Origin of the sequence: Rhizobium cauense (assembly GCF_019511525.1) — a bacterium.
GTDB classification, from domain to species: domain Bacteria; phylum Pseudomonadota; class Alphaproteobacteria; order Rhizobiales; family Rhizobiaceae; genus Rhizobium; species Rhizobium cauense.
Window position 1 is genome coordinate 33,543 of the sequence record NZ_JAEUAT010000018.1, and the last position, 21,748, is coordinate 55,290.

The following is a 21,748-nucleotide window of genomic DNA, read 5'->3' on the forward strand; positions in this document are numbered from 1 at the left end:
TAATGGACACCGCGATGCTGATTGGAGCCCGCTTCGAAGCGGGCACGGAAACGGAAGAGCACATCCTGAACCCGAAGACGGGCGAGACCGTGCTCGACCTGCCGGAAGCCTCGCTTGCTCAGATCGACGCAGCCGTGGACGCCGCAGAAGGCGCGTTCAAGCACTGGTCGCAGACGACGCCTGGCGAGCGCTCCAGCTACCTCCTGAAGATTGCCGACGCGATCGAGAAGGATGCCGCGGGCTTTGCAGCACTGGAAGCGCTGAACTGCGGCAAGCCGATCAACGCCGTGCTCAATGACGAGATCCCCGCGATCGTCGATTGCTACCGCTTCTTCGCCGGCGCGGTGCGCAATCTGCACGGCCCGGTCGCCGGCGAATACCTGCCCGGCCACACCTCGATGATCCGCCGCGACGCCGTCGGCATCGTCGGGTCGATCGCGCCCTGGAACTACCCGCTGATGATGATGGCCTGGAAGCTGGCGCCGGCGATCGCGGGCGGCAACACCGTCGTCTTCAAGCCCTCGGAACAGACGCCGTTGACGGCTCTGAAGATGGCGAAGCTGCTCTCCGAAATCCTGCCTGAAGGCGTCGTCAACGTCATTCTCGGCCGAGGTGAAAGCGTCGGCAATGCACTGATCAACCACCCGAAGATCTCGATGCTGTCGATCACCGGCGACGTCGCGACCGGCAAGAAGGTGCTGCAGGCCGCCGCCAAGACCGTGAAGCGCACGCATCTGGAACTCGGCGGCAAGGCCCCAGTCATTGTCTTCGACGACGCCGATATCGATGCCGTCGTCGCGGGCATCCGCACCTTCGGCTACTACAATGCCGGCCAGGATTGCACCGCCGCCTGCCGCATCTATGCCGACGCGAAGGTCTACGACAAGTTCGTCGCCGACCTCTCTTCGGCGGTTTCCTCGATCAAGTTCAACCAGCAGGATGACACCGAAAACGAAATCGGCCCGCTGATCTCCAAGCGCCAGCGTGACCGCGTCGAAAGCTTCGTCGCCCGTGCCGGCGAACACAAGCACATGGAGATCACCACCGGCGGCAAGACATCAGGCGACAGGGGTTTCTTCTACACTCCAACGGTCATCGCGGGAGCCACTCAGGAAGACGAGATCGTCCGCCGCGAGGTCTTCGGTCCCGTCGTATCGGTGACCCGCTTCACGGATGTCGAGGATGCCGTCACATGGGCAAACGACAGCGACTATGGCCTCGCCTCGTCGGTCTGGACCAAGGACATCAGCCGCGGCATGAAGACCGCCGCTCGCCTGCAGTACGGCTGCACCTGGATCAACACCCACTTCATGCTCACCAACGAGATGCCGCATGGCGGCCTGAAACAATCAGGCTATGGCAAGGACATGTCCGTCTACGCGCTGGAAGACTACACCGCCGTTCGCCACGTGATGATCAACCACGGTTGATCCGCGAGCCGGGCCCGATGTAACCGACAACGAACCCACGGCGCTCTCGGGAGAGGGCGCCGTTGGCCTGAGCCGATTGCAGAGACCGCAATGGAACAAATTTCCTCGCACCGCGTCATCTAGACGATGAACAAAGAGGAAAAAATCCATGCTTAAATGGGCGCTTATATTCTTCGTTATTTCGCTGATTGCCGGCTTCTTCGGTTTTTCCGGCATATCCGCCGCCACCGCGACGATTGCCCGCGTTCTCTTCGGCATCGCACTGGTGATCTTCCTGATCTTCCTGATCCTGGCGCTCATGGCCGGCAATGCGGTGCTTTAGCCCGCGCGCTGAGCAGCAAAGAGGTGCACCGAATCCCTGAAGCCCTTCAGGGACACGGCCCCTAGGTCCTGGAAGGAAAGCTTGCGCGTCGACACTTCGGCCGCAGCGCGGGTATTGAAGCAAACGAGTGTCTGGGAAGGTCCCGCCAGAGCCGAAACGCGCGCAGCAAGGTTGACCGTACGCCCGAAAATATCGCCGTCGCGCGGGACGACCTGCCCCGTTGCCACGCCAACACGCACGGGTGGCAACTCGTCTGTGCGGCTCTGCTCCACCAGCGAGATCGATGCTTCGACCGCTGAGGCTGCGTCCGGAAACAGCATCATCACGCCGTCTCCCAGTGGCTTGATGATGCGCCCGTCGAACCGACGTGAAAGGCGCTGTGCGATCGCCTCGAACCGTGCAGCCTTTTCCGCGGCTGGTGCATCGCCGATCTCCTGCGTCAGCCCCGTGAAGCCGGAAAGATCGGCGAAGGCGACCGCCGGCAGGCTCGCTTCGTCACCAGGTTCCAGGCCGTGCTCCCGCAGTGCATCCTGCAGCCTTCCGACGATATTGTCGAAAACCGCTTCTTCCAGCATTCGCCGCTGCAGCACGAAAAGTATTCGGAAGCCGATCCTCTGCAGCGCCAGCCGCTTGGCAGCAGAGATCTCCAGAAGCTTGTGGTAGCTCAGCCCGGCATTCAGCATCGGCTCCTCGACCTCGCCGCGAAAGAGGTCGCGCATCGTATCGACACAGCGGCGAACCGAGTGCCCGAAGACGCGCAGCACGCGTTCCATGCCGGCCGCCGAGGCCCCGAGCTGCGTACACTCCGCCACAAGCCGGATGAACTCCACATCGTCTTCGCGAAGCAACTGATCGGCCTCCAGAAGCGGCAGGCTGGCATTCGCCCTCAGAGCATTCAACGCGTCGAGATCGAGATGTTCCGCCGTCACCTCGGCCGAGACTGTTGCCTCGGTCATCGCGACCGGCTCGAACATCAGCTGGCTGGCAAACTCGAACGAGAATATCTGCCGTTTCAAGCCCTCGGCCAGTACATCGAGGCCAATACCCGCATCCCGCAGCGCGAGGATCAGCCGAAGCCGGCTGACGTCACTCGGCTGATAGCCGGCGTCTCCAGGGACAATGATCCGCAGTCGCTCGAAATCGCCCAGACTGGCATCGTCGCAGCCTGCGAGTACCAACAATTTTTCACGCGGCAACGCTTCCATGACAGCAACCTTTGGACGCCGAGATTGCTTCATACATCAGATCAACGCGCCCCTCCACGCAGCCAAAGGGGTTAGAGCAAGCTCGCGCCGACATTGATCGCAAGCGCCAGGATCGTGGTGTTGAACAGGAACGACAGGACGGAATGCAGGAGAGTGAGCTTGCGCATGGTTACCGTCGTCGTTGCAACGTCGGCCGTCTGTGACGCGACGCCTATGGTAAAGGAATAGTAGAGGAAATCCCAGTAGCCGGGCTCTTCGATATCCTCGGGAAATTTCAGTCCTTCCCCCTTTGCCTCCCCGCCATAAAAGCGATGCGCGTAGTGCACGGTAAACAGCGTATGCAGGAAAGCCCAGGAAATCAGAATCGTGGCGACCGCGCCGAGCGCACGCGCCAGGGCCACGCCCGCTTCAGCCTCCCTGGCTGTATGAAGCTCGATCGCGATGCCGGCAATGCTGGCGAGCGCAGCGGCAATCGAAAGCGCGAGAAGAATGACGTCGGAGAAATCGAGATCCTCCGCCCGCTTGCGAATACTGGCGACGCTGGCGCGCAGCATCCGGTGCCACGTGAACACCGTAAAGACGACAGCGCTGACGTTCCAGGCAACGATCAGGTTTTCAGGATTGACCTCTCGGCTGGTCAGCAACAAGAACGTAACCAGGCCCGCCACCAAGGCAACGAAGAAGACCATGTGCCTGCGAACCTGCTCCATAAGCTGACTTTCCCGACGCCTACCATTGCAAACTTATCTTTGATATCAGCTTGATGGCGGCGGGAGCAATATCGCCTCAGCCCGTCCAGCCGCCATCCACGACATGGATCTGCCCGGTCGTGAAGCCCGCCTCGTCTCCGGCGAGATAGGTGACGAGTGCCGCGATTTCCTCAGGCGTCGCAATCCGCCCCATCGGCTGGCGGGCAATGAAATCCTTCATGGCCTTTTCGTAGTCGCCGGTGGCGCGCAGACGATCGTGCAGGGAAGGACTGTCGACCGTGCCGGGGCAGATCGCGTTGGCGCGGATACCCTTGGCGACAAAGTCAGAGGCGATCGATTTCGTCAGGCCGATCACGGCGGCCTTCGAAGCGCTGTAGGCGAAGCGATTGGGAACGCCCTTCACGCTTGATGCGACCGAGGCCATGTTGACGATCGATCCCTTGCCCTTTCCCAGCATCCCGGGAAGGAAGGTACGGCAGGTCGTATACATCGCCTTGGCGTTCAGGTTGAAAGAGAAATCCCAGTCCTTTTCCTCGCATTCAAGGATCGAACCGGCGTGAACGAAACCCGCGCAATTGAAAAGAACATCGATCGGGCCGATCTCGGCTGCGAAGGCGCGGACGGCATCGCCATCAAGAACATTGAGAACACGTTTCTCGGCGCCTTCCAGCGTGGAAAGCGTCTTTTCGTTGATATCGGTCGCATAGACATGCGCGCCGAGCGAAAGAAAGCGCTCGGCGCTCGCCCTGCCGATACCCTGACCCGCCGCCGTGATGACGACTTTCTTTCCTTCCAGACCGTGGCTCATGCGTCCTCCAAAACTCCAGCGCTTGCAGCGCATTCATTCATATGCAAACAATATATTCAAACCGGCGTCAACCTGCGGAAAAGAGGGCGGCGCGCCGAGGAAACCCTAATCGATCCCGTGCCGGCCGGCATGGAAAATTTGCTCACCAATGCCCCAGCGGGCGAGATGCCGCAGTTCGGCGGCGGATAGCATGGCATGAATGGGAGGAACCGCATGCTCTTTGATACACACCTGCACATCCTCGATCGGCAGGCGCTCGATTATCCCTGGCTTTCCGGTGCGGGTGACCTCAATCGCGACAGTCTTTACGAGGACTATTCAAGGGATGCGCTGCGGTGCGGAATTTCCAACGTCCTGCACATGGAAGTGGATGTGGCACCCGATCGCATGGAGGACGAGACCAATTACATCAGGCAGATAAGCCGCCGCCCCTCGAGCCTCGTACGCGGGGTGATCGCCGCCTGCCGGCCGGAGGAAGACGGGTTCGCAGCCTATCTCGAGCGGTCGCTTGCCGATCCTTTCGTCAAGGGCTTTCGCCGCGTCCTGCATGTGGCGCCTGATGACACGGCCGCGCGGCCAATTTTCCGAGAGAACATCAAGCGGCTGTCCGGCACGCGCATGACCTTCGATCTCTGTGCCTTCCCGCACCAGTTCGAAACGGTTCTCGCACTTGTCGATCATTGCCCGGACGTCCGCTTCATCCTCGACCATTGCGCCAACCCGCCGATCAAAGACGGCATGAGCGAAATCTGGCGCAAGGGCATCACGGCATTCTCCCGACGCTCCAACGTGACCGCGAAGGTTTCCGGTGTCATCGCTTATGGTGATCTGGAAAACTGGTCGGTCGATAGCCTTCGCCCCTATGTCGAGCACACGATCGAGAGTTTCGGCTGGGATCGCGTCGTCTGGGGCAGCGACTGGCCGGTCTGCACGCTGGGCGGCGGGCTCACGCCCTGGGTTGCCGCCACTCACGCGCTGACGGCAGGCTGCGGCGCGGAGGAGCGAGACAAGCTTTACCAAGCCAACGCCAAGCGCATCTGGTCGATGTGAAAGAAAAAAGGGCGGCGCCGATGGCGTCGCCCTTTCCGTTATAACTCTCGCGGACGTTAAGCGGCTGCGAGCTGCAGTTCCTTCTGAACATTGCTGCGGAGCGTGCCGAGGTCCTTGGCGAAAGCGCGGATGCCTTCGGCAAGCTTTTCGGTTGCCATCGCGTCTTCGTTCATCATCCAGCGGAAGGTCTTTTCGTCGACCTTGATCTTCGGGGCAGGCTTCGTCACGTCAGGCGACAGCTTGCGCTCGAGCTTGCCCTGATCGTTGGAAAGCTCATCGAGCAGATTCGGCGCAATCGTCAGGCGATCGCAACCAGCCAGCGCTTCGATTTCGCCAGCGCTGCGGAACGACGCGCCCATGACGATCGTCTTGATGTCGTTGGACTTGTAGTAGTTGTAGATGTCGCGGACGGAGATAACGCCCGGATCTTCCTCAGGCGTGAATTCTTTGCCCGTCGACTTCTTGTACCAGTCGAGGATGCGGCCGACGAAGGGCGAGATCAGGAATACCTTCGCATCCGCGCAGGCAACGGCCTGAGCCTTGGAGAACAGAAGCGTCAGATTGCAATCGATGCCTTCCTTCTGCAGGATTTCGGCGGCACGGATGCCTTCCCACGTCGAGGCGAGCTTGATCAGGATGCGGTCGCGCTCGATGCCGCGCTCCTTGTAGGCTGCGATGATCGCACGGGCCTTGGCAAGCGAGGCTTCGGTGTCGAACGAAAGGTCGGCATCGACTTCGGTCGAAACGCGGCCAGGAACGAGTTTAACCAGAGCAGCACCGACGGAGATCGCCAGACGATCGGCAACAGCCGCAGAAACGGCATCCGGATTGCCACCCTGCTTCTTACCCCAGGCAACAGCTTCCTTGATCGCGTCTGCGAACATCGGCGTACCGAGTGCCTTCAGCACGATGCTTGGGTTCGTAGTGCAATCGACCGGCTTCAGACGGGCTACGGCCTCGATGTCACCGGTATCGGCAACGACGGTGGTGATCTCGCGGAGTTGGTCAAGCTTGGATGTCATGGTCAGTGGTCCTTTTGACTTGAGCTGCGAGCCGGCACGAACATCGCCCGGCAAATCTTTCTACGAACAAGCGGTATTGTTCATTTGGGCCGCGGCGCAAATGCCGATCGAAACTAGCCCTGCCCGCACATTGCCTCCTCGGACGCCCGAGGCGTCGTCTTCGCGGCGACTATCACTATTCCCGACCAGATATGTCAAGGACATTTGTGCATTTCAATTGACATAAGTGTCACACCCGGCATTATCGGGTGGAACAAGGAACCGGTCCTGGCTTGATGATAGATCTAGGGCGCAATTCGCTCCGGAGGAGATGTGGTCAAGCTCAAACGCGGCACTCACACGGCTTATTCTGAAGCATCATCCCTCAGGCTGCGGGCGGCCTGGCTCTATTACAATCAGGGACTGACGCAGAAGGATGTTGCCGAACAGCTCGGAATCAGCCGCACAACGGTGATCCGCCTGCTGGATGAGGCGATGAAGCGCAGCGAAGTTCAGATCTGGATCAACGACTCGATCGGCGATTGCGTCGAACTGTCGGTCAAATTGGAGCGCGCCTACGGCCTCGACGAGGCGATCGTCGTGCCGGCGCCCGCCCACCCCGACGCCAATTCACTGGCCAAGAGCGTCGGGCTTGCGCTCGGACAGTTTCTCTCGGAAGCCATTCCCGACGATTACACGATCGGCGTCGGCTGGGGACGGACCATGACGGCCTCGCTTTCCAGCTTCCGACCGCCTCGCCGCGACAACTGCAAGGTCGTTTCCCTGCTCGGCGGCGTCGTTGCCGTCCACCAGACGAACCCGATCGACTATACATGGCGGCTCGCGAGCCAGCTCGGCGCGGAATGCTACATGTTCCTCGCGCCGCTGCTGGTGGACTCGACCGAGACAAAGCGAAACCTCATCGAAAAATGCGGACTCGATACGATCTATCGGCTGGCTGAAGCGCTAGATCTCGCAATCGTCAGCTGCGGCGACATCGGCCCGCACTCGACCTCGCTGTCGGAGGGATGGATCTCGAAAGCCGAGCTGCAGCAGCTGATCGACGCCGGCTGCGTCTGCGACACGATGTTCAACTTCCTCGACAGGGACGGCAACACGATCGATCACTCGATCAATAGTCGCGTCATGTCGGTGGACCTCGATACCTTGAAGAAGGCCAGGCATATCGTGTTGTCATCCGGCGGCGCGCATCGTGCCGTGGCAATCCGGGCCACGATCAAGCGGATCGGCTGCAACACGCTGATTACCGACGAGAGCGCCGCCAAGGCGCTGCTGGAGCTCGCGGAGGTGGCCTAACGTCCATTCGTTACCGCAGCTGGCACAGGCGCGACAATTGCGACTGCGCCCAGTTGCGCCCGAAATCCTGGGTATCTGGCAAGCCCGATAGAAGGCTCCCTATCTCGCCATCGATTTCGATGTGGGTGTCCGTGATCCTGCACGCCCCCACGTCAAGGGAAACGGTGGCCACGACCTTCCCCTCCACCGGAGCCATCTGGAAGAGTGCATCCTCGCCGGTCTCGCAAGTCAAAAGCGCTGTCGCCTTGATCGATGCAAGACTGTCCCCCGTCGAACAAACATCTGCAGACACAACCTTGAAACTGCTGGTGCGGTTCGGCCCCACGGGGAGTTGCTCGCACAACTGCGCGGTCGATATCGCCCGCGCCACATCCGGCCATTGCGGGCTGCTCATCGCTGATTTGCAGTTTGCCCAAGTTGGGGCAACCGACATCGCGAGCAAGCTAACGGCGATGCCTGCGATCTTGCACGGCTTGTCTCCAGGGTTCATTTCCGCCTCCTCGAGTCCCAGCCGCGAGATGAAATCCGCGATTCCTGAGTTTTTGATGGCAGGGCTCCCAGAGAACGAAGCGTATCCACAGGTCGGATAGATCGGCCGCCGCGATTAGGCGTGCGCTGCTTCCCAACCAAGCATGGCACGTTTGCGGGTCAGGCCCCAATGATACCCCGTCAGCGCTCCGCCTTTGCCAAGCGCACGATGGCAAGGAACCACAAAGGAAATCGGATTCGCGCCAACCGCCGCGCCGACCGCACGCATTGCTTTCGGTCGACCGATATCGTTGGCGATATCGCTGTAGGTGACGGCCTTGCCGAAGGGGATCTTCAAAAGGCTTTCCCATACCTGCACCTGGAAATCGGTGCCGATCAAAACAACGCGCAGCGGCTGATCGCCGGTCCAGCGGCCCGGCTCGAATATCCGCACGGCATAGGGGGCCGTTGCCTCCGCATCCTCTACATAATTCGCATTCGGCCACCGGCATGTCATGTCTTCGAGGCAGGCGGACTCGTCTCCGATGTCGCTGAAGGCAAGCCCCGCGAGGCCGCGGTCGGTCGCCATGACCAGCGCGACACCGAACGGTGACGAATGGAAGCCATATCGGATCGTCAAGCCGCCGCCTCTGGCCTTCCATTCCCCCGGCGACATCGCCTCATGGGTCACGAAGAGATCGTGCAGACGGCTGGGACCGGAAAGGCCGACCTCGATCGACGTTTCCAGCAATGGCATCGCTTCTTCGCGTAGAAGCCGCTTGGCGTGATCGAGGGTGACCGCCTGCAGAAAAGCCTTCGGAGACAGGCCCGCCCAACGCGTAAACGTCTTTTGCAGCTGCGTTGGAGATTGGTTCAGCCGCGCCGCGATCGTTTCGAGCGAAGGCTGGTCGCGGTAGTCCTCGGTGATGAGTTCGATCACCTGTCGGACGGTCCCGTAGTCTGAGCCGTCGGGCGTGATGTCTTTGTTCAGCTTGGCTACCATGTTCATGATCTTTCTCCTTGTACCAAGGAGATAGTCAAGTGAGGTTGTGCAAACCACCCGATTCTTGCCGTCGGTCAAATCCGTTGCTTGACGGTGGCAAGCGCCCGCCTGAAAGCCTTGGCGAAGCTCTCGCGGTCATCCGGATTGAGAAAGGAACCGACGTCCGTCCCCCTTCCTTCCCCGGAAATATGCATCGACAGAATGCCGATTTCCTCATGGCGACGGACGAAGAAGCGGGTCCAGAAAGGATTGAAGTGATGTTCGACCATCCGACCGGAAGGCGCGAACTTCCGGACGGAGATATCGGTGCGTGACACGATCACTTCTTCCCGTGCACGACCCGAACGGTAGTTTAGCCAGAAAGCGCCGTAGAGTAGCAGAAAGTCCAACCCGAAAAAGAAGCCGATCGGCCACGCGCCGGTCGCCACGAAGAACATGCCGTAGAGGCCGCATACCACGCCGCTCAGGAGCAGCAACACCTTGAAGCCCTTGCGACCGAGAGACCGGTATGGAAAGAGCTCGGCGGCAAAAACAGGTTGGTCGTTGGCTTGATCGGCGTTGCTTTCCATCATGGCTGCCAAGTATAGATTTTCCATGCCAGCTCCGAAACTCAAATCATCAGCCACATCGTCGCAGACCTCAAAAGTGATCGTTCGCCGCAAGAAGCCGGCAACCGTTCGCTCGGCCTATTCCGAAGCCGAGCGCGAGGAAATATTCCGACGATTTTCGGTCCAGCGCCCCGAACCGAAGGGCGAGTTGGAGCATACGAACCCGTTCACGCTGGTCGTTGCCGTGGCCCTTTCAGCCCAAGCGACGGACGCCGGCGTCAACAAGGCGACCCGGGCGCTGTTCAAAATCGCCGACACGCCGGAAAAGATGCTGTCGCTCGGCGAGGAGAAGGTCCGCGACTACATCAAGACGATTGGCCTCTATCGCAACAAGGCAAAGAACGTGATCGCTCTCTCGCAGATGCTGGTCGACAACTTCGGCGGCGTCGTGCCGCAAACGCGAGAGGAACTGGTGACGCTGCCGGGTGTAGGGCGCAAGACCGCCAACGTCGTCCTCTCCATGGCCTTCGGTCAGGCGACGATGGCAGTGGACACCCACATTTTCCGCATCGCCAACCGCATCAAACTGGCGCCTGGCAAGACACCCGATGAGGTCGAGGAGCGCCTGATGAAGGTGGTGCCGAAACACTACCTCTACCACGCCCACCACTGGCTGATCCTGCATGGTCGCTACACCTGCAAGGCCCGTAAACCGGAGTGTGAGCGCTGCGTCATCGCGGACATCTGCAAGTCGCCGGAAAAGACTTGGGATGTGCCGGCGCCATTGATTGAACTACCGCCGCAGGTGATCGGCGAGGCTGTCGAGTAAAGCGGCAATAGCACGCTCATAGTCGCTGCGGCTCTCACCGGCATCAATGGCGATCGCGGCACGGTCGAAAGCTGCCGAAAGGAGCCGCGTGATCGGTAGCAGCATCGGCCCCGCGCCCGGAAGGTAGGCCTCGAGGCCGCGTTGAAGCGTCGTTTCGGCATTCTCTTGATCTATGGCACTGGTATCGGAGAGGCCGAGAACGGCGGGCGCCTCAAGCAGCATCAACTTCGTCCGGCCCTCCTGCGCCATTGCATCGAAATAGGCCGAGCCGCCATCCAGCAAGGCCTCCCGCGGCGTCAGGCGGTTCGGTGTGCGCGCTTCGATTGCCTCGGCAACTGCCATTGCCTCACGTTCGATCACCGCACGAAACAGCGCCTTCTTGTCCTCGAAATGATGGTAAAGCGCACCGCGCGTGACGCCCGCAGCAGCAACAATATCTGGCGTCGCAGTGTCGGCGTAGCCTTTTTCCACGAAGAGCGCTCGAGCAGAATCGAGCAGGGTCTGCCTTGTCTGTTCTGTCCGCTCACGGTTGCTTCTGCTCATGGCACCTCTTTACATACAAACTGTATGTATGTTATCTATCAAAACATACATAGTGTACGTAAAAACCGATTGGAGGAAAAGAGATGAAATCGACCAGCTACTATCCTGTGATCATGACCGACCGGGTTCGGGACACGGCGGACTTCTATTGCCGGCATTTTCGCTTCAAGCCGCTTTTCGAAAGTGATTGGTATTTCCACCTGCAGTCGTTGGAGGACGACCACGTCACTCTCGCTATTCTCGACGGCAATCACGAAACGATCCCGCTGATTGCCCGCGGAAAGGTTTCCGGCCTGCTGCTGAACTTCGAAGTGGACGATGTCGACAGCATCTACGAAGAAAACCTCAACGCCGGACTGCCTATCCTCAAGCCGATCTGCGACGAGGATTTCGGCCAGCGACACTTCATCACCGCCGATCCGAACGGTGTGCTGATCGACATCATCAAGCCGATACCGCCAACTGCGGAATACGCCGAAATGTACGAGGCTTCGGCTCTACCGACCTGATATCGGGCCACGAAGGCCCGCGTCCTCTCCAGAAATGAGCTTGTGCAGGTGCACCATAAGCCCCGCAGCGAAGAGCGGTGTCAGCAGATTGACGATCGGGATGGCAAGGAACGCAGCGATGACAAGGCCTGCGAGGAAGACCGTTGCGGCATGCTTGGCGCGGAATGACCGCGCCTCCTGCGGCGAGCGGAAGCGCATGGCGGCAAACTCGAAGAACTCCCGGCCGAGCAGGTAGCCGTTGACCAGGAAAAAGGCGATCAGGTTGACGCCTGGCACAAAGAGCAGGAAGAGCGCGACGATATTGCCGGCAATGACGACGCCGAGAAACTTGATCGAGCTCGCAATCGCCGGACCCAGCGGCATCGCCGTGCCAGGCGGATCCGAGGGATAGTCCCGTTTCTCGACAACCTCGGCCACATCATCGAGAAACAGGCCGGCAATCAGTGCCGTCACCGGCGACAGCAACAACGCCAATCCAAGCGCAAGCCCAATGCCGGCGGCAATCGCAAAGACAAAACCCAGCCAGCCCGCCCAATCCGGCATCGCCGGAAAGAAACTGGCAAGCCAGGGGAAGACGAACGACATGAATGCGCTGCGCAGCAGCAGCCAGAACCCGACGAGAACCAGAAGCGTGAGGCCCAGGACCTTCCAAAAGACCGACCGCGTCTCCGCCGCAAAAAGATTGATGAGGGAAAGGCGAGCGGCCTGAAAGATCATTATGAGGTCTCCGGTTGCATCAACCATGTAGGAATCTGAACTTTGAACGGCAAGGCTGAAATAAATTCGGCGGACTGACCCAAAACTTGTCGAAAATGCTATGTTAAGATATAGTAATTTATCATCCAAGATTGCTTGATCCTGAGACGCAGCTTCCGGAATAGTTGAAAAACGACAAGGGTTGCCCTGCATATCCGCGAAACGCTTCCGGGAAGACCAGGACGGCTAACGTGGAAGATTTTGTTCAGAAGCTTCGCCAATATGCCAAGTCCGGCACCCCGGCCGAACGGCGAATCGCGAAATATTTCTCAGAGCATCTGAACGACCTGCCATTCGAAACCGCTGCCTCTGTCGCCGACCGTCTCGACCTGAGCCCCATGACGGTGGGCCGCTTTCTTCGCGCGCTCGGCTATCAGGGGCTCGACAGCGTCAAGGTTCACATTCGCGAGACGAGCGCCATCTCCCCGACACAGATGCAGGCATCGCTGACAGAGCTGCAGACGGACGCTTCCGCCGGCAAGCCGCTCGCGGTGCTTGTCTCGGAACAGATCCAGGCGCTGCACCACATCTATCATCTGACGGGCCAGCCACAGTGGAGCGAAGCGGTGTCGATGATATCGGCCGCGCGGGAGGTTTTCATCGCCACGCACGCGAGTCTTTCCGGGTTCTCATCTCACTTCGCCCAGCGCCTGACGCTCGCGCGCGACGGCGTTCGTGCCCTTGATGGAACAGGCAGCCGCTTTGCCGAGCTCTTTGCGCGGATCGATGGCACTGACGCCCTACTTATTGTGATCGACAGCAAACGCTTCCGCAGGGCCCGCCTGCTGGCGCGCACGGCCCGACGCTACGGGTACAAGGTAATCCTGATCACCGCGCAAGGTGCCAATTGGATCCCGGACCAGGCAAATCTTGCGCTTGCCCTGCCTCCGACCCGCACCGACAATGGTGACAATCTGCCACCGCTAATGGCGCTGCTCGACTGTCTATCGGAAGCCGTCACCGCGGCCGCTGGCGAGGAGGCAGCGGCTCGCATACGTCGTATGGCGGAATTCGGCAGCCTGCTTGGAGAGGGCGGAAACCGCTAGAGCCTACGCCATCGCCTCGAGCTCGGCACGGTGACGATACATCGCAAGCAGCCTGCGATAGTCGCGGTCGTAAAAGTCCCGCTTGGCGGCATTCGGCAGCCACTCTTCGCCGCCGGGATACATTGCCGATCCTGCCTCTGCGAGATCGCCATAAAGCCCACAGGCAACAGAAGCCGCCATGGCCGTGCCGAGAAGTACCGCCTCGTTCATCTTCGGCACCACGATCCTGCAGCCCGTCGCATCCGAATAAAGCTCCATCAGCACCGGATTCTTGACGTGCCCGCCGGCAACATGCAGCGTGTCGGGTACATACCCATACTCTCTCATCCGCTCGAGGATATGGCGAATGCCGAGCGCAATAGCTACGGCGGCGCGCCAGTAAAGTGCGCAGAGCCCGTCGAACGAAGTATCTAGTGTCAGCCCGCTGATCGCGCCGACGGCATGCGGATCGGCAAGCGGCGAACGGTTGCCGTGAAAATCAGGCAGGACGAAGATGCGCGCGCCGAAGTCATCTCCCTCCTCCGCGCGAAGCTGCGCAATCCGGACGGCAATCTTCTGATGCAGCGCTGCTGTCGGCTCGCCGCCAGCAGCGTGCATCCGCACAATGTGATCGAGCAGCGCTCCGGTTGCCGACTGCCCGGCTTCCGCCAGCCAGGACTCAGGTAGCACCGCCTCGTAGTATGGCCCCCACATGCCATGGCTCGGCTTGCGCTCGCGCGAGAACGACACGATGCAGCTCGACGTGCCGGCGATGAGCGCCAACTGACGCTCCAGGCCGCGAGCATCGTGCGCCTCGCCGCCGAGCGTTCCGAGCGCCCCGGCATAAGCATCGATCATGCCGGCCGAAACATGGCACGCCGTCGTCAATCCAAGTGCCGAGGCGGCCTCCTGCGTCAGCGTCCCGACGCTTTTCCCGACAGGAACCGTTTCCTCTGGCAGCCGCCCACGCTCCAGCAGATCGTCGAGCCCGATCTGCTCCAGAAAGTCCTTCTGCCAACCCTGATCCCGATGCGCGAGATAGTTCCACTTGGCCGTCAGCGTGCAGCGCGAGCGAGCCAACGCGCCGGTCGCCTTCCAAGTCATGAAATCGGCAAGGTCGAAAAGGTAGCCGGTGTTCATCCAGGTCCCGGGCAGTCGCTTCTTCAACCACATCAGCTTCGGCATTTCCATTTCCGGCGACATGAAATGCCCGGAATGCTCCAGGACGGGGTGCTTGGTCGCCGTACAGAAATCCGCTTCCTTCAGCGCCCGGTGATCGAGCCAGACGATGGTGTCGAAGCGACGCTCCCCACCAGTGGAGACACTGATCTGCCCTCCGTCGACATCACGCACCACGAGCGAACAGGTGGCATCGAAGCCAATCGCACCGACCGACGCCGGCTCGACCCCCGATTGCTCCGTTGCCTTGCGCACGGCAATGCAGACCGCCGACCAGATGTCTTCTGAATCGTGCTCGGCGTGATTTTCACGCGGCCTGTTCATGATGATCGGGTGTTCGGCCTTGCCCAGCAGCCCGCCGTTAGCGTCGAAGACGCCGGCGCGCGCACTGCCCGTGCCGATATCGACCGCAACCACATGCTGAGGCATTAAAGGTGCATCCCGTCCCGCTTATGTTTTCGGACAAGGTGTATTAAATCCGGCATGACGTCAAACACAGCCTCCGGAGAAAGCCGGTCGAGCTCAGCGCGGTAGCCAGAGAAATTGGCGTGCGAGCCGCCCGTGAAAGCAAACACCGTCATGCCTGCCGCCTTCGCAGCCTGGATGCCGGCCGGGCTATCCTCGATGACCACGCAATTGGCAGGGTCGACATTCATTTCGTGTGCCGCATGCAGGAATAGATCGGGCGCCGGCTTGCCATTCTTGACCATCGTCGCGCTGAAGATGTCAGGCAGCCGATCAATCAGGCCCGTGACAGTCAGCGACAGGCGGATGCGCTCGACTTGGCTCGACGATGCGACACAGCAGGGGATGCCGAGCCCGTCGATCGTCTCGGCGACACCCTCGATCGGCTTCAACTCCTTGCGGAAACGCTGATAAAGATCCGTGCGGATCTGGTCGAGGAATTCCTGGCCCGGATGAACGTCGTACTCGCTCTTCATCGTCTCGATAACGGTGGCCAAGCTACGCCCCAGGAAGCGGCCGTAAACCTCCTCCTCGGTGATCGGGACGTTGAGATCATTCATCGCCTTGACGAGAACGCTGACCGAGATCGGTTCGCTATCGACAAGCACTCCATCACAATCGAAAATGACCAGCCGTGTTTCAGCATCAGTCATGGCAGACCCAATCGCAGTTGGTGCAGGACGTTCGCCTCCACCCGGTGGGCGGAGACTGGCGGCGGACTGCCGCCACTGATCCTTACACGGCAAGCTTGTTGTCGAGATAGAGCTGCAGCGTTTCGCGCGTGCCCTTTTCCCACAGAGTTTTCAGTGCGTGGGCGAAACGCTTGCGAAACAGTTCGGATTTCGACACCTCGCCGAAGATGTCGTCGAAGGCGAGGAAGGCCATCGGGTCGTCCTTGGCTTTCAGTGCTGCCGCATGCAGCCGGTCGGCGCTGGCATCGTTGAAAGCGATGTCCTTGCCGCTGTCGGTCTTGCCGGCGAAGTAGCGGCACCACAACGCGGAGACAAGCGACAGGCCCACCACATCCTTGCCTTGGCGAAGGTTGTCGAGGGTCGAAGGCAGAATGAACTTCGGCTGGCGGTTCGATCCGTCCTGCGCAAGGCGTGGGATCGTATCGGCAATCTTCGGATTGAGCAGCCGGTGCTCGATCAGCGCGAAATAGTCTGTCAGCGAGGTATTGGGCACCGGAGGAACGATCGGGATGATCTCGTCCGTCTCCAGCTTGGCGAGGAAAGCGCGGATCAACGGGTCTTCCATCGAGTCGTGCACGAAATGGATGTCCATCAGCGCTGCCGGGTAGGCAATCGCGGCATGTCCGCCGTTCAGGATGCGGATCTTCATATGTTCATAGGGGGTCACATCGGGCACGAAGGTGACGCCGACCTTCTCCAGTGCCGGGCGCCCAGCAGTGAACTTGTCTTCCAGAACCCACTGCTTGAACTCTTCGCAATAAACGGGCCAGTTGTCCTCGATGCCGAAGGCATCCTTTAGAAGATCGATTTCGCGCTGGCCCGTGGCGGGGGTGATGCGGTCCACCATGGCATTAGGGAAGGCGACATTCGCCTTGATCCAATCAGCAAAAACGGGATCGGACAGGCGCGCCGTCCCAACAACGGCATTCGACGTGACGACACCGTTGTGCGGAATGTTATCGCAGGACATCACGGTGAACGGCACGATGCCCTTCTCCTTGCGCGCCTTGAGGCCGGCAACGATCAGGCCGAAGACCGTCTTGGGTTCGGATGGGTTCTGCCCGTCAGCTGATATCGCCGGATGATCGGGATTGAACTTGCCGGATGCGTCGATGAAATAGCCGCCTTCGGTGATCGTCATCGAAACAATGCGGATCGCGGGATCGGCAAGCTTGGCAATGATCTTCTTGGCATCGCCGACCGGCAGGATGTCGATCATCGGCGCGGTGACGCGCGCTGCCGTCTTGTTGTTGTCCTGCTCTACGACGGTCGTCAGGAAATCCTGAGCGGCGAGCTTTTCGCGCATCGCTGCGTCGGAGGGCAAAATACCCGCGCCGACAATTGCCCAATCGTGATCCTCGCCGAGATTGAACAGGTCGTCGAGATAGATCGCCTGGTGGGCGCGGTGGAAATTACCCACGCCGAAGTGCACGATGCCCGCCTTCAGCGACGCCCGCTCATAGGCCGGTACGGCGGCTGTCTTTGCCGCGTCGGAAAGCGTTGCCAGCGATAGTTTGCACGTCATGTTTCAGTCCTCTTGAAGGTCTTCGGGGTCGACTGCGACCCCGGTCTCAGCACGCCGGACACCTTGCCCGGTACGCTCTCTCGTCCCCAACCCGGCAACAAAGCTGTTCAGATGGTGAGGCCGCCCTCGTTGAATTTGTGGATCCGCGCCTTGTCGGGGGTCAGGTAGACGATATCGCCGGCCTTGGCCGGGAAGTCCCCGCCGCCGCGGGCCGTGACATGGCCGATACCCTCGACATCGACGTGAAGGAACGTGTCGGCGCCGAGATGTTCGGCAACGGTGACCTTGCCCTTCCAGTCACCGCTTTCCGTCGAGAGCAGCATGTGTTCGGGTCTGACGCCGATCGTATGCGCACCGAATTGCGCTGCGTATTGGCCACTGACGAAATTCATCTTCGGCGAACCGATGAAGCCGGCGACGAACAGGTTGCGCGGCTTGTGGTAAAGATCGAGCGGCGAACCCACCTGCTCGATATTGCCACGGTTCAGCACGACGATCTTGTCGGCCATGGTCATGGCCTCGATTTGGTCGTGGGTGACGTAGATCATGGTCGTCTTCAGCTGCTGGTGAAGCTCGCTGATTTCCAGGCGCATGTTGACGCGCAGGGCAGCATCGAGGTTCGACAGCGGCTCGTCGAACAGGAAGGCCGAGGGCTGGCGAACGATCGCGCGGCCGATGGCGACGCGCTGGCGCTGGCCGCCCGAGAGCTGGCGCGGCTTGCGCTCGAGGTAGTCGGTCAGGTTCAGAACCCGGGCAGCGTCGGCGACTTTCTTGTCGATCTCGGCCTTGTCCATGTTCGCCATCTTGAGGGGGAAGGCGATGTTGTTGCGCACGCTCATGTGCGGATAGAGCGCGTATGACTGGAACACCATCGCAAGTCCGCGCTCGGACGGCGCCTTTTCGGTCGCATCCCTGCCGTCGATGACTATCTTGCCGGCCGATACGTCCTCGAGCCCGGCGATCAGCCTGAGAAGCGTGGACTTGCCGCAGCCCGAGGGGCCGACGAAGACGACGAACTCGCCGTCCTTGATGTCGAGGTCGATCGACGGGATGACCTTGGCTTCACCGAAGACCTTCGAGACTTTCTGAAGGGTAATGCTGCCCATGTTTCTCTCCCTGATATCTTATTTCACCGCGCCGAAGGTCAGGCCGCGGACGAGTTGTTTCTGCGAGAACCAGCCGAGGATCAGGATCGGGGCGATCGCCATGGTGGAGGCTGCCGAAAGCTTGGCGTAGAACAGGCCTTCGGGGCTGGAGTAGGACGCGATGAACGCCGTCAGCGGCGCCGCTTTCGAGGCGCTGAGGTTCAACGTCCAGAAGGCTTCGTTCCAGGCCAGGATGATGTTCAGGAGCAGCGTGGATGCGATGCCTGGAACCGCCATCGGCGTCAGCACGTAGATGATTTCCTTGGCAAGCGAGGCGCCATCCATGCGGGCGGCTTCCAGGATCTCGCCGGGAATTTCCTTGAAGTAGGTGTAGAGCATCCACACGATGATCGGCAGGTTGATCAGCGTCAGGATGATTACAAGACCGAGGCGACTGTCGAGCAGGCCCGAGTTGCGAAACATCAGGTAGATCGGGATCAGTGCGCCGACCGGCGGCATCATCTTCGTGGACAGCATCCACATCAGCACGTCCTTCGTCCGCTTGGTTGGCGAAAACGCCATCGCCCAGGCGGCCGGAATGGCAATGATCAGGCCGATCAGCGTCGAGCCGAAGGAAATGATCACCGAGTTCATGAAGTGGCTGAGGTAATCCGAGCGGCTCTGCACTTCCGCATAGCTTTCCGTCGTCCAATGGAAAAACAGGAACTGCGGCGGCGAAGCGATGGCATCCGCTTCCGTCTTGAAGCTCGTCAGGAACGTCCAGAGGATCGGGAAGAAGATCAGGATGCCGAGCGTCCAGGCGATGGCGGTCATGACGACCTTGCGCTGGGTTGTGACTTTTCTAGCCATCTCAAGCCTCCAGATTCTTGCCGACGAGGCGTACGAGGAAGATCGCAACGATATTGGCGAGGATGACCGCCACGATGCCGCCCGCCGAAGCGCCGCCGATATCGAACTGCAGAAGTGCCTGCACGTAGACGAGATAGGTGAGGTTCGTGCTCTGCGTGCCCGGGCCGCCGTTGGTGGTGACCAGGATTTCGGCAAACACCGAGAGCAGGAAGATCGTCTGGATCAGGATGACAACCGTGATGGCGCGGGCCATATGCGGCAAGATAATGTAGATGAACTTCGAAATGACGCCGGCGCCATCCATCTCGGCGGCTTCCTGCTGCTCTTCGTCCAGCGATTGCAGGGCGGTCAGCATGATGAGCGTCGCAAAGGGCAGCCACTGCCAGGCGACAATCAGGATGATCGAGAAGAGCGGCGCGTTGGCAAGCCAGTCATAGGGCTGCAATCCGAGCGCCTTGGCGAGATGCGCGAAGAGCCCGTTGACCGGATTCATGAACATGTTCTTCCACACCAGGGCGGCAACCGTCGGCATGACGAAGAAGGGCGCGATGACAAGGATGCGAACGATGCCCTGCCCGTAAATCTCCTGGTTCAGGAGCAGCGCAAACGCGATGCCGCCGACAACGGTGATCAGGAGCACGCCAAGCACCAGCAGCAGCGTATTGATCAACGCCGAGAAAAAGGCGGGATCGGTGAGGAAGTATTTGTAGTTTAGGAAGCCGACGAAGGTTTCCATCCCCGGGCTGAGCAGATTGTAGTTAAGCGTCGAGAAATAGATCGTCATCACGAGCGGGACGATCATCCACAGGAAGAGGAGCACAACAGACGGTGCGATCATCATTCGCGCTGCGGAGCGGGTGTGTAACGTAGCCATGGCGATGACCGATCCTGTTCAAGAGGCAGACGGCAGCAGGACAGCTGTGCAAAAAAGGGTCGCCGACGCAGTTTGGGCAATTCGGCGACCCAGATGGGCGGAGAGGTCAAACGCCCCGCCTTCTCAGGAGGTTATCTATTTGATGTAACCGGCCTTGGTCATTTCGCGGGTCGTCAGCTGCTGTGCACTCTGCAGTGCCTGGTCGACCGAAACCTGGCCGGCAAGCGCTGCGGAGAACTGCTGGCCGACAGCCGTGCCGATACCCTGGAATTCAGGGATGGCGACGAACTGAACACCGACATAGGGGACCGGCTTGACGGTCGGCTTGGTCGGATCGGCCGCGTTGATGCTGTCGAGCGTCATCTTCGCGAAAGGCGCTGCCTTCTGGTAGTCCGCATTCGCATAGAGCGAGGTGCGCGTACCGGGAGGTGCGTTCAGCCAACCTTCCTTCTCGGCGACGAGGTTGGTGTAGTCCTTGCTGGTTGCCCAGGCGACGAACTTCTCAGCTGCCTCGACCTTCTGCGAGCCTGCCGGGATGGCAAGGTTCCAGGCCCAGAGCCAGTTGCCGCGCTTGCCGAGACCCTTGTCCGGAGCCAGAGCGAAGCCGACCTTGTCGGCGACGGTCGATTCCTTCGGGTTGCTGACGAAGGACGCAGCAACGGTCGCATCGATCCACATACCGCACTTGCCGGTCTGGAAGAGTGCCAGGTTTTCGTTGAAGCCGTTCGACGAAGCGCCCGGAGGTCCGGCTTCCTTCATCAGGTTGACGTAGAAGTTCAGCGTGTCCTTCCACTCCGGCTGGTCGAACTGCGGCTTCCACTGTTCATCGAACCAGCGAGCGCCGAAGGAGTTCGACATGGCCGTCAGGAAGGCCATGTTTTCGCCCCAGCCCGCCTTGCCGCGCAGGCAAATGCCGTAGATTTCCTTGTCCTTGTTGGTGATCTTCTTCGCGGCGTCCGCGATGAAGTCCCAGGTCGGAGCATCGGGCATCTTCAAGCCGGCGGCGTCGAACAGGTCCTTGCGGTACATGACCATCGAGCTTTCGCCGTAGAATGGTGCTGCATAGAGCTTGCCGTCAGCAGTCAGGCCGCTGCGGATAGCCGGCAGCAGGTCGTCGGCGTCGTAGTCGGCACCGAGATTGTCGAGCGGCAGCAGCCAGCCCTGCTTTGCCCAGATCGGAACTTCATAGGTGCCGATCGTCAGAACATCGTACTGACCGCCTTTCGTCGCGATGTCGGTCGTGACCTTCTGGCGCAGAACGTTTTCCTCGAGGGTCACCCACTCAAGGTCGATGTCGGGGTTCTTTTTCTTGAAGTCGTCCGTCAGCTTCTGCATCCGGATCATGTCGCCGTTGTTGACGGTCGCGATCGTCAGCGTTTCGGCCGAAGCCATGCCGGCAAACGCCAGTGCCGAGCAAGCGCCCAGCAGGAAAGTTTTCAATGTCATATCTTCCTCCCAGAAGATGAGTGCGAGCATTCGCTTTGCTCATGGGCAATTACTCACCCAAGGAGGAAAAAAGTCAATCACCATTCGT

At 60.2% G+C, this 21,748-nt stretch carries 23 protein-coding genes; 7 read left to right on the forward strand and 16 right to left on the reverse strand.

The features are described 5' to 3' along the window. The first annotated feature begins 2 nt into the window (after positions 1-2). Both JNB88_RS25995 and JNB88_RS26000 read left to right on the forward strand, forming a co-directional pair. The gene (locus JNB88_RS25995) at positions 3-1,430 is read left to right on the forward strand and encodes a gamma-aminobutyraldehyde dehydrogenase (protein WP_220357974.1); all 1,428 of its coding nucleotides are present in this window, start codon (positions 3-5) and stop codon (positions 1,428-1,430) included. Positions 1,431-1,578: 148 nt separating this feature from the next. Further along, positions 1,579-1,752, forward strand: coding sequence for a DUF1328 domain-containing protein (locus tag JNB88_RS26000; protein ID WP_037133354.1), 174 nt, complete (start codon positions 1,579-1,581; stop codon positions 1,750-1,752). Here JNB88_RS26000 and JNB88_RS26005 read toward each other — a convergent pair. From JNB88_RS26005 to JNB88_RS26015, 3 genes are all read right to left on the reverse strand, one after another. Continuing rightward, positions 1,749-2,957: an adenylate/guanylate cyclase domain-containing protein gene (locus JNB88_RS26005; RefSeq protein ID WP_220357975.1), complete on the reverse strand. Its 1,209-nt coding sequence runs from the start codon at positions 2,955-2,957 to the stop codon at positions 1,749-1,751. The genes JNB88_RS26000 and JNB88_RS26005 overlap by 4 nt on opposite strands. A gap of 71 nt (positions 2,958-3,028) precedes the next feature. After that, a complete protein-coding gene (locus JNB88_RS26010) occupies positions 3,029-3,667 on the reverse strand; it encodes a DUF1345 domain-containing protein (protein WP_223217339.1) in 639 nt (212 codons plus the stop codon). 76 nt (positions 3,668-3,743) lie between these two features. Continuing rightward, positions 3,744-4,475 carry an SDR family oxidoreductase gene (locus tag JNB88_RS26015; protein ID WP_220357976.1) on the reverse strand — a complete coding sequence of 244 codons (732 nt, stop codon included), beginning with the start codon at positions 4,473-4,475 and terminating at the stop codon, positions 3,744-3,746. 213 nt (positions 4,476-4,688) lie between these two features. Here JNB88_RS26015 and JNB88_RS26020 point away from each other — a divergent pair, with 213 nt between their 5' ends. After that, positions 4,689-5,525, forward strand: coding sequence for an amidohydrolase family protein (locus tag JNB88_RS26020; protein WP_220357977.1), 837 nt, complete (start codon positions 4,689-4,691; stop codon positions 5,523-5,525). 56 nt (positions 5,526-5,581) lie between these two features. On the opposite strand, the gene tal is transcribed toward JNB88_RS26020, so the two are convergent. Then, positions 5,582-6,547 carry a transaldolase gene (tal, locus tag JNB88_RS26025; protein WP_220357978.1) on the reverse strand — a complete coding sequence of 322 codons (966 nt, stop codon included), beginning with the start codon at positions 6,545-6,547 and terminating at the stop codon, positions 5,582-5,584. Between the two features lie 312 nt (positions 6,548-6,859). Between tal and JNB88_RS26030 the strand changes: the two genes are divergently transcribed. Continuing rightward, positions 6,860-7,843: a sugar-binding transcriptional regulator gene (locus JNB88_RS26030; RefSeq protein WP_220357979.1), complete on the forward strand. Its 984-nt coding sequence runs from the start codon at positions 6,860-6,862 to the stop codon at positions 7,841-7,843. 10 nt (positions 7,844-7,853) lie between these two features. On the opposite strand, the gene JNB88_RS26035 is transcribed toward JNB88_RS26030, so the two are convergent. From JNB88_RS26035 to JNB88_RS26045, 3 genes are all read right to left on the reverse strand, one after another. Then, entirely contained in the window at positions 7,854-8,333 is a 480-nt protein-coding gene (locus JNB88_RS26035; protein WP_220357980.1) for a hypothetical protein, read from the reverse strand. A gap of 114 nt (positions 8,334-8,447) precedes the next feature. After that, on the reverse strand, positions 8,448-9,320 hold the full coding sequence (locus JNB88_RS26040; RefSeq protein WP_037133343.1) for a methylated-DNA--[protein]-cysteine S-methyltransferase: 873 nt from the start codon (positions 9,318-9,320) through the stop codon (positions 8,448-8,450). A gap of 68 nt (positions 9,321-9,388) precedes the next feature. Continuing rightward, the gene (locus JNB88_RS26045; RefSeq protein WP_037133836.1) at positions 9,389-9,886 is read right to left on the reverse strand and encodes a DUF2244 domain-containing protein; all 498 of its coding nucleotides are present in this window, start codon (positions 9,884-9,886) and stop codon (positions 9,389-9,391) included. A gap of 22 nt (positions 9,887-9,908) precedes the next feature. On the opposite strand from JNB88_RS26045, the gene nth reads away from it, so the two are divergent. Further along, positions 9,909-10,691 carry an endonuclease III gene (gene nth / locus JNB88_RS26050; protein WP_223217340.1) on the forward strand — a complete coding sequence of 261 codons (783 nt, stop codon included), beginning with the start codon at positions 9,909-9,911 and terminating at the stop codon, positions 10,689-10,691. On the opposite strand, the gene JNB88_RS26055 is transcribed toward nth, so the two are convergent. Beyond that, complete coding sequence (locus tag JNB88_RS26055) at positions 10,656-11,234, reverse strand: TetR/AcrR family transcriptional regulator (RefSeq protein ID WP_220357982.1); 579 nt, start codon at positions 11,232-11,234, stop codon at positions 10,656-10,658. The genes nth and JNB88_RS26055 overlap by 36 nt on opposite strands. An 83-nt stretch (positions 11,235-11,317) precedes the next feature. On the opposite strand from JNB88_RS26055, the gene JNB88_RS26060 reads away from it, so the two are divergent. Beyond that, positions 11,318-11,743, forward strand: a complete 426-nt coding sequence (locus JNB88_RS26060) for a VOC family protein (RefSeq protein ID WP_220357983.1) — start codon at positions 11,318-11,320, stop codon at positions 11,741-11,743. Here the strand turns inward: JNB88_RS26060 and JNB88_RS26065 are convergent. Next, positions 11,732-12,460, reverse strand: a complete 729-nt coding sequence (locus JNB88_RS26065) for a sulfate transporter family protein (protein ID WP_220357984.1) — start codon at positions 12,458-12,460, stop codon at positions 11,732-11,734. The genes JNB88_RS26060 and JNB88_RS26065 overlap by 12 nt on opposite strands. 230 nt (positions 12,461-12,690) lie before the next feature. On the opposite strand from JNB88_RS26065, the gene JNB88_RS26070 reads away from it, so the two are divergent. Next, positions 12,691-13,545: a MurR/RpiR family transcriptional regulator gene (locus JNB88_RS26070; RefSeq protein ID WP_220357985.1), complete on the forward strand. Its 855-nt coding sequence runs from the start codon at positions 12,691-12,693 to the stop codon at positions 13,543-13,545. Positions 13,546-13,548: 3 nt separating this feature from the next. Here the strand turns inward: JNB88_RS26070 and JNB88_RS26075 are convergent, their stop codons facing one another. From JNB88_RS26075 to JNB88_RS26105, 7 genes are all read right to left on the reverse strand, one after another. Then, entirely contained in the window at positions 13,549-15,132 is a 1,584-nt protein-coding gene (locus JNB88_RS26075) for an FGGY-family carbohydrate kinase (protein WP_220357986.1), read from the reverse strand. Beyond that, the gene (locus JNB88_RS26080) at positions 15,132-15,821 is read right to left on the reverse strand and encodes an HAD family hydrolase (RefSeq protein ID WP_037133833.1); all 690 of its coding nucleotides are present in this window, start codon (positions 15,819-15,821) and stop codon (positions 15,132-15,134) included. The genes JNB88_RS26075 and JNB88_RS26080 overlap by 1 nt, the downstream gene beginning before the upstream one ends. Positions 15,822-15,903: 82 nt before the next feature. Continuing rightward, positions 15,904-17,385: a mannitol dehydrogenase family protein gene (locus JNB88_RS26085; protein WP_220357987.1), complete on the reverse strand. Its 1,482-nt coding sequence runs from the start codon at positions 17,383-17,385 to the stop codon at positions 15,904-15,906. Positions 17,386-17,492: 107 nt separating this feature from the next. Further along, on the reverse strand, positions 17,493-18,491 hold the full coding sequence (locus tag JNB88_RS26090; RefSeq protein ID WP_220357988.1) for an ABC transporter ATP-binding protein: 999 nt from the start codon (positions 18,489-18,491) through the stop codon (positions 17,493-17,495). An 18-nt stretch (positions 18,492-18,509) separates the two neighbouring features. Further along, positions 18,510-19,340: a carbohydrate ABC transporter permease gene (locus JNB88_RS26095; RefSeq protein WP_037133325.1), complete on the reverse strand. Its 831-nt coding sequence runs from the start codon at positions 19,338-19,340 to the stop codon at positions 18,510-18,512. A 1-nt stretch (position 19,341) separates the two neighbouring features. Continuing rightward, positions 19,342-20,214 (reverse strand): carbohydrate ABC transporter permease, encoded by an 873-nt coding sequence (locus JNB88_RS26100; RefSeq protein ID WP_220357989.1) that lies wholly within the window; start codon positions 20,212-20,214, stop codon positions 19,342-19,344. Positions 20,215-20,349: 135 nt separating this feature from the next. Further along, entirely contained in the window at positions 20,350-21,660 is a 1,311-nt protein-coding gene (locus tag JNB88_RS26105; RefSeq protein ID WP_037133831.1) for an ABC transporter substrate-binding protein, read from the reverse strand. Positions 21,661-21,748 lie beyond the last annotated feature (88 nt).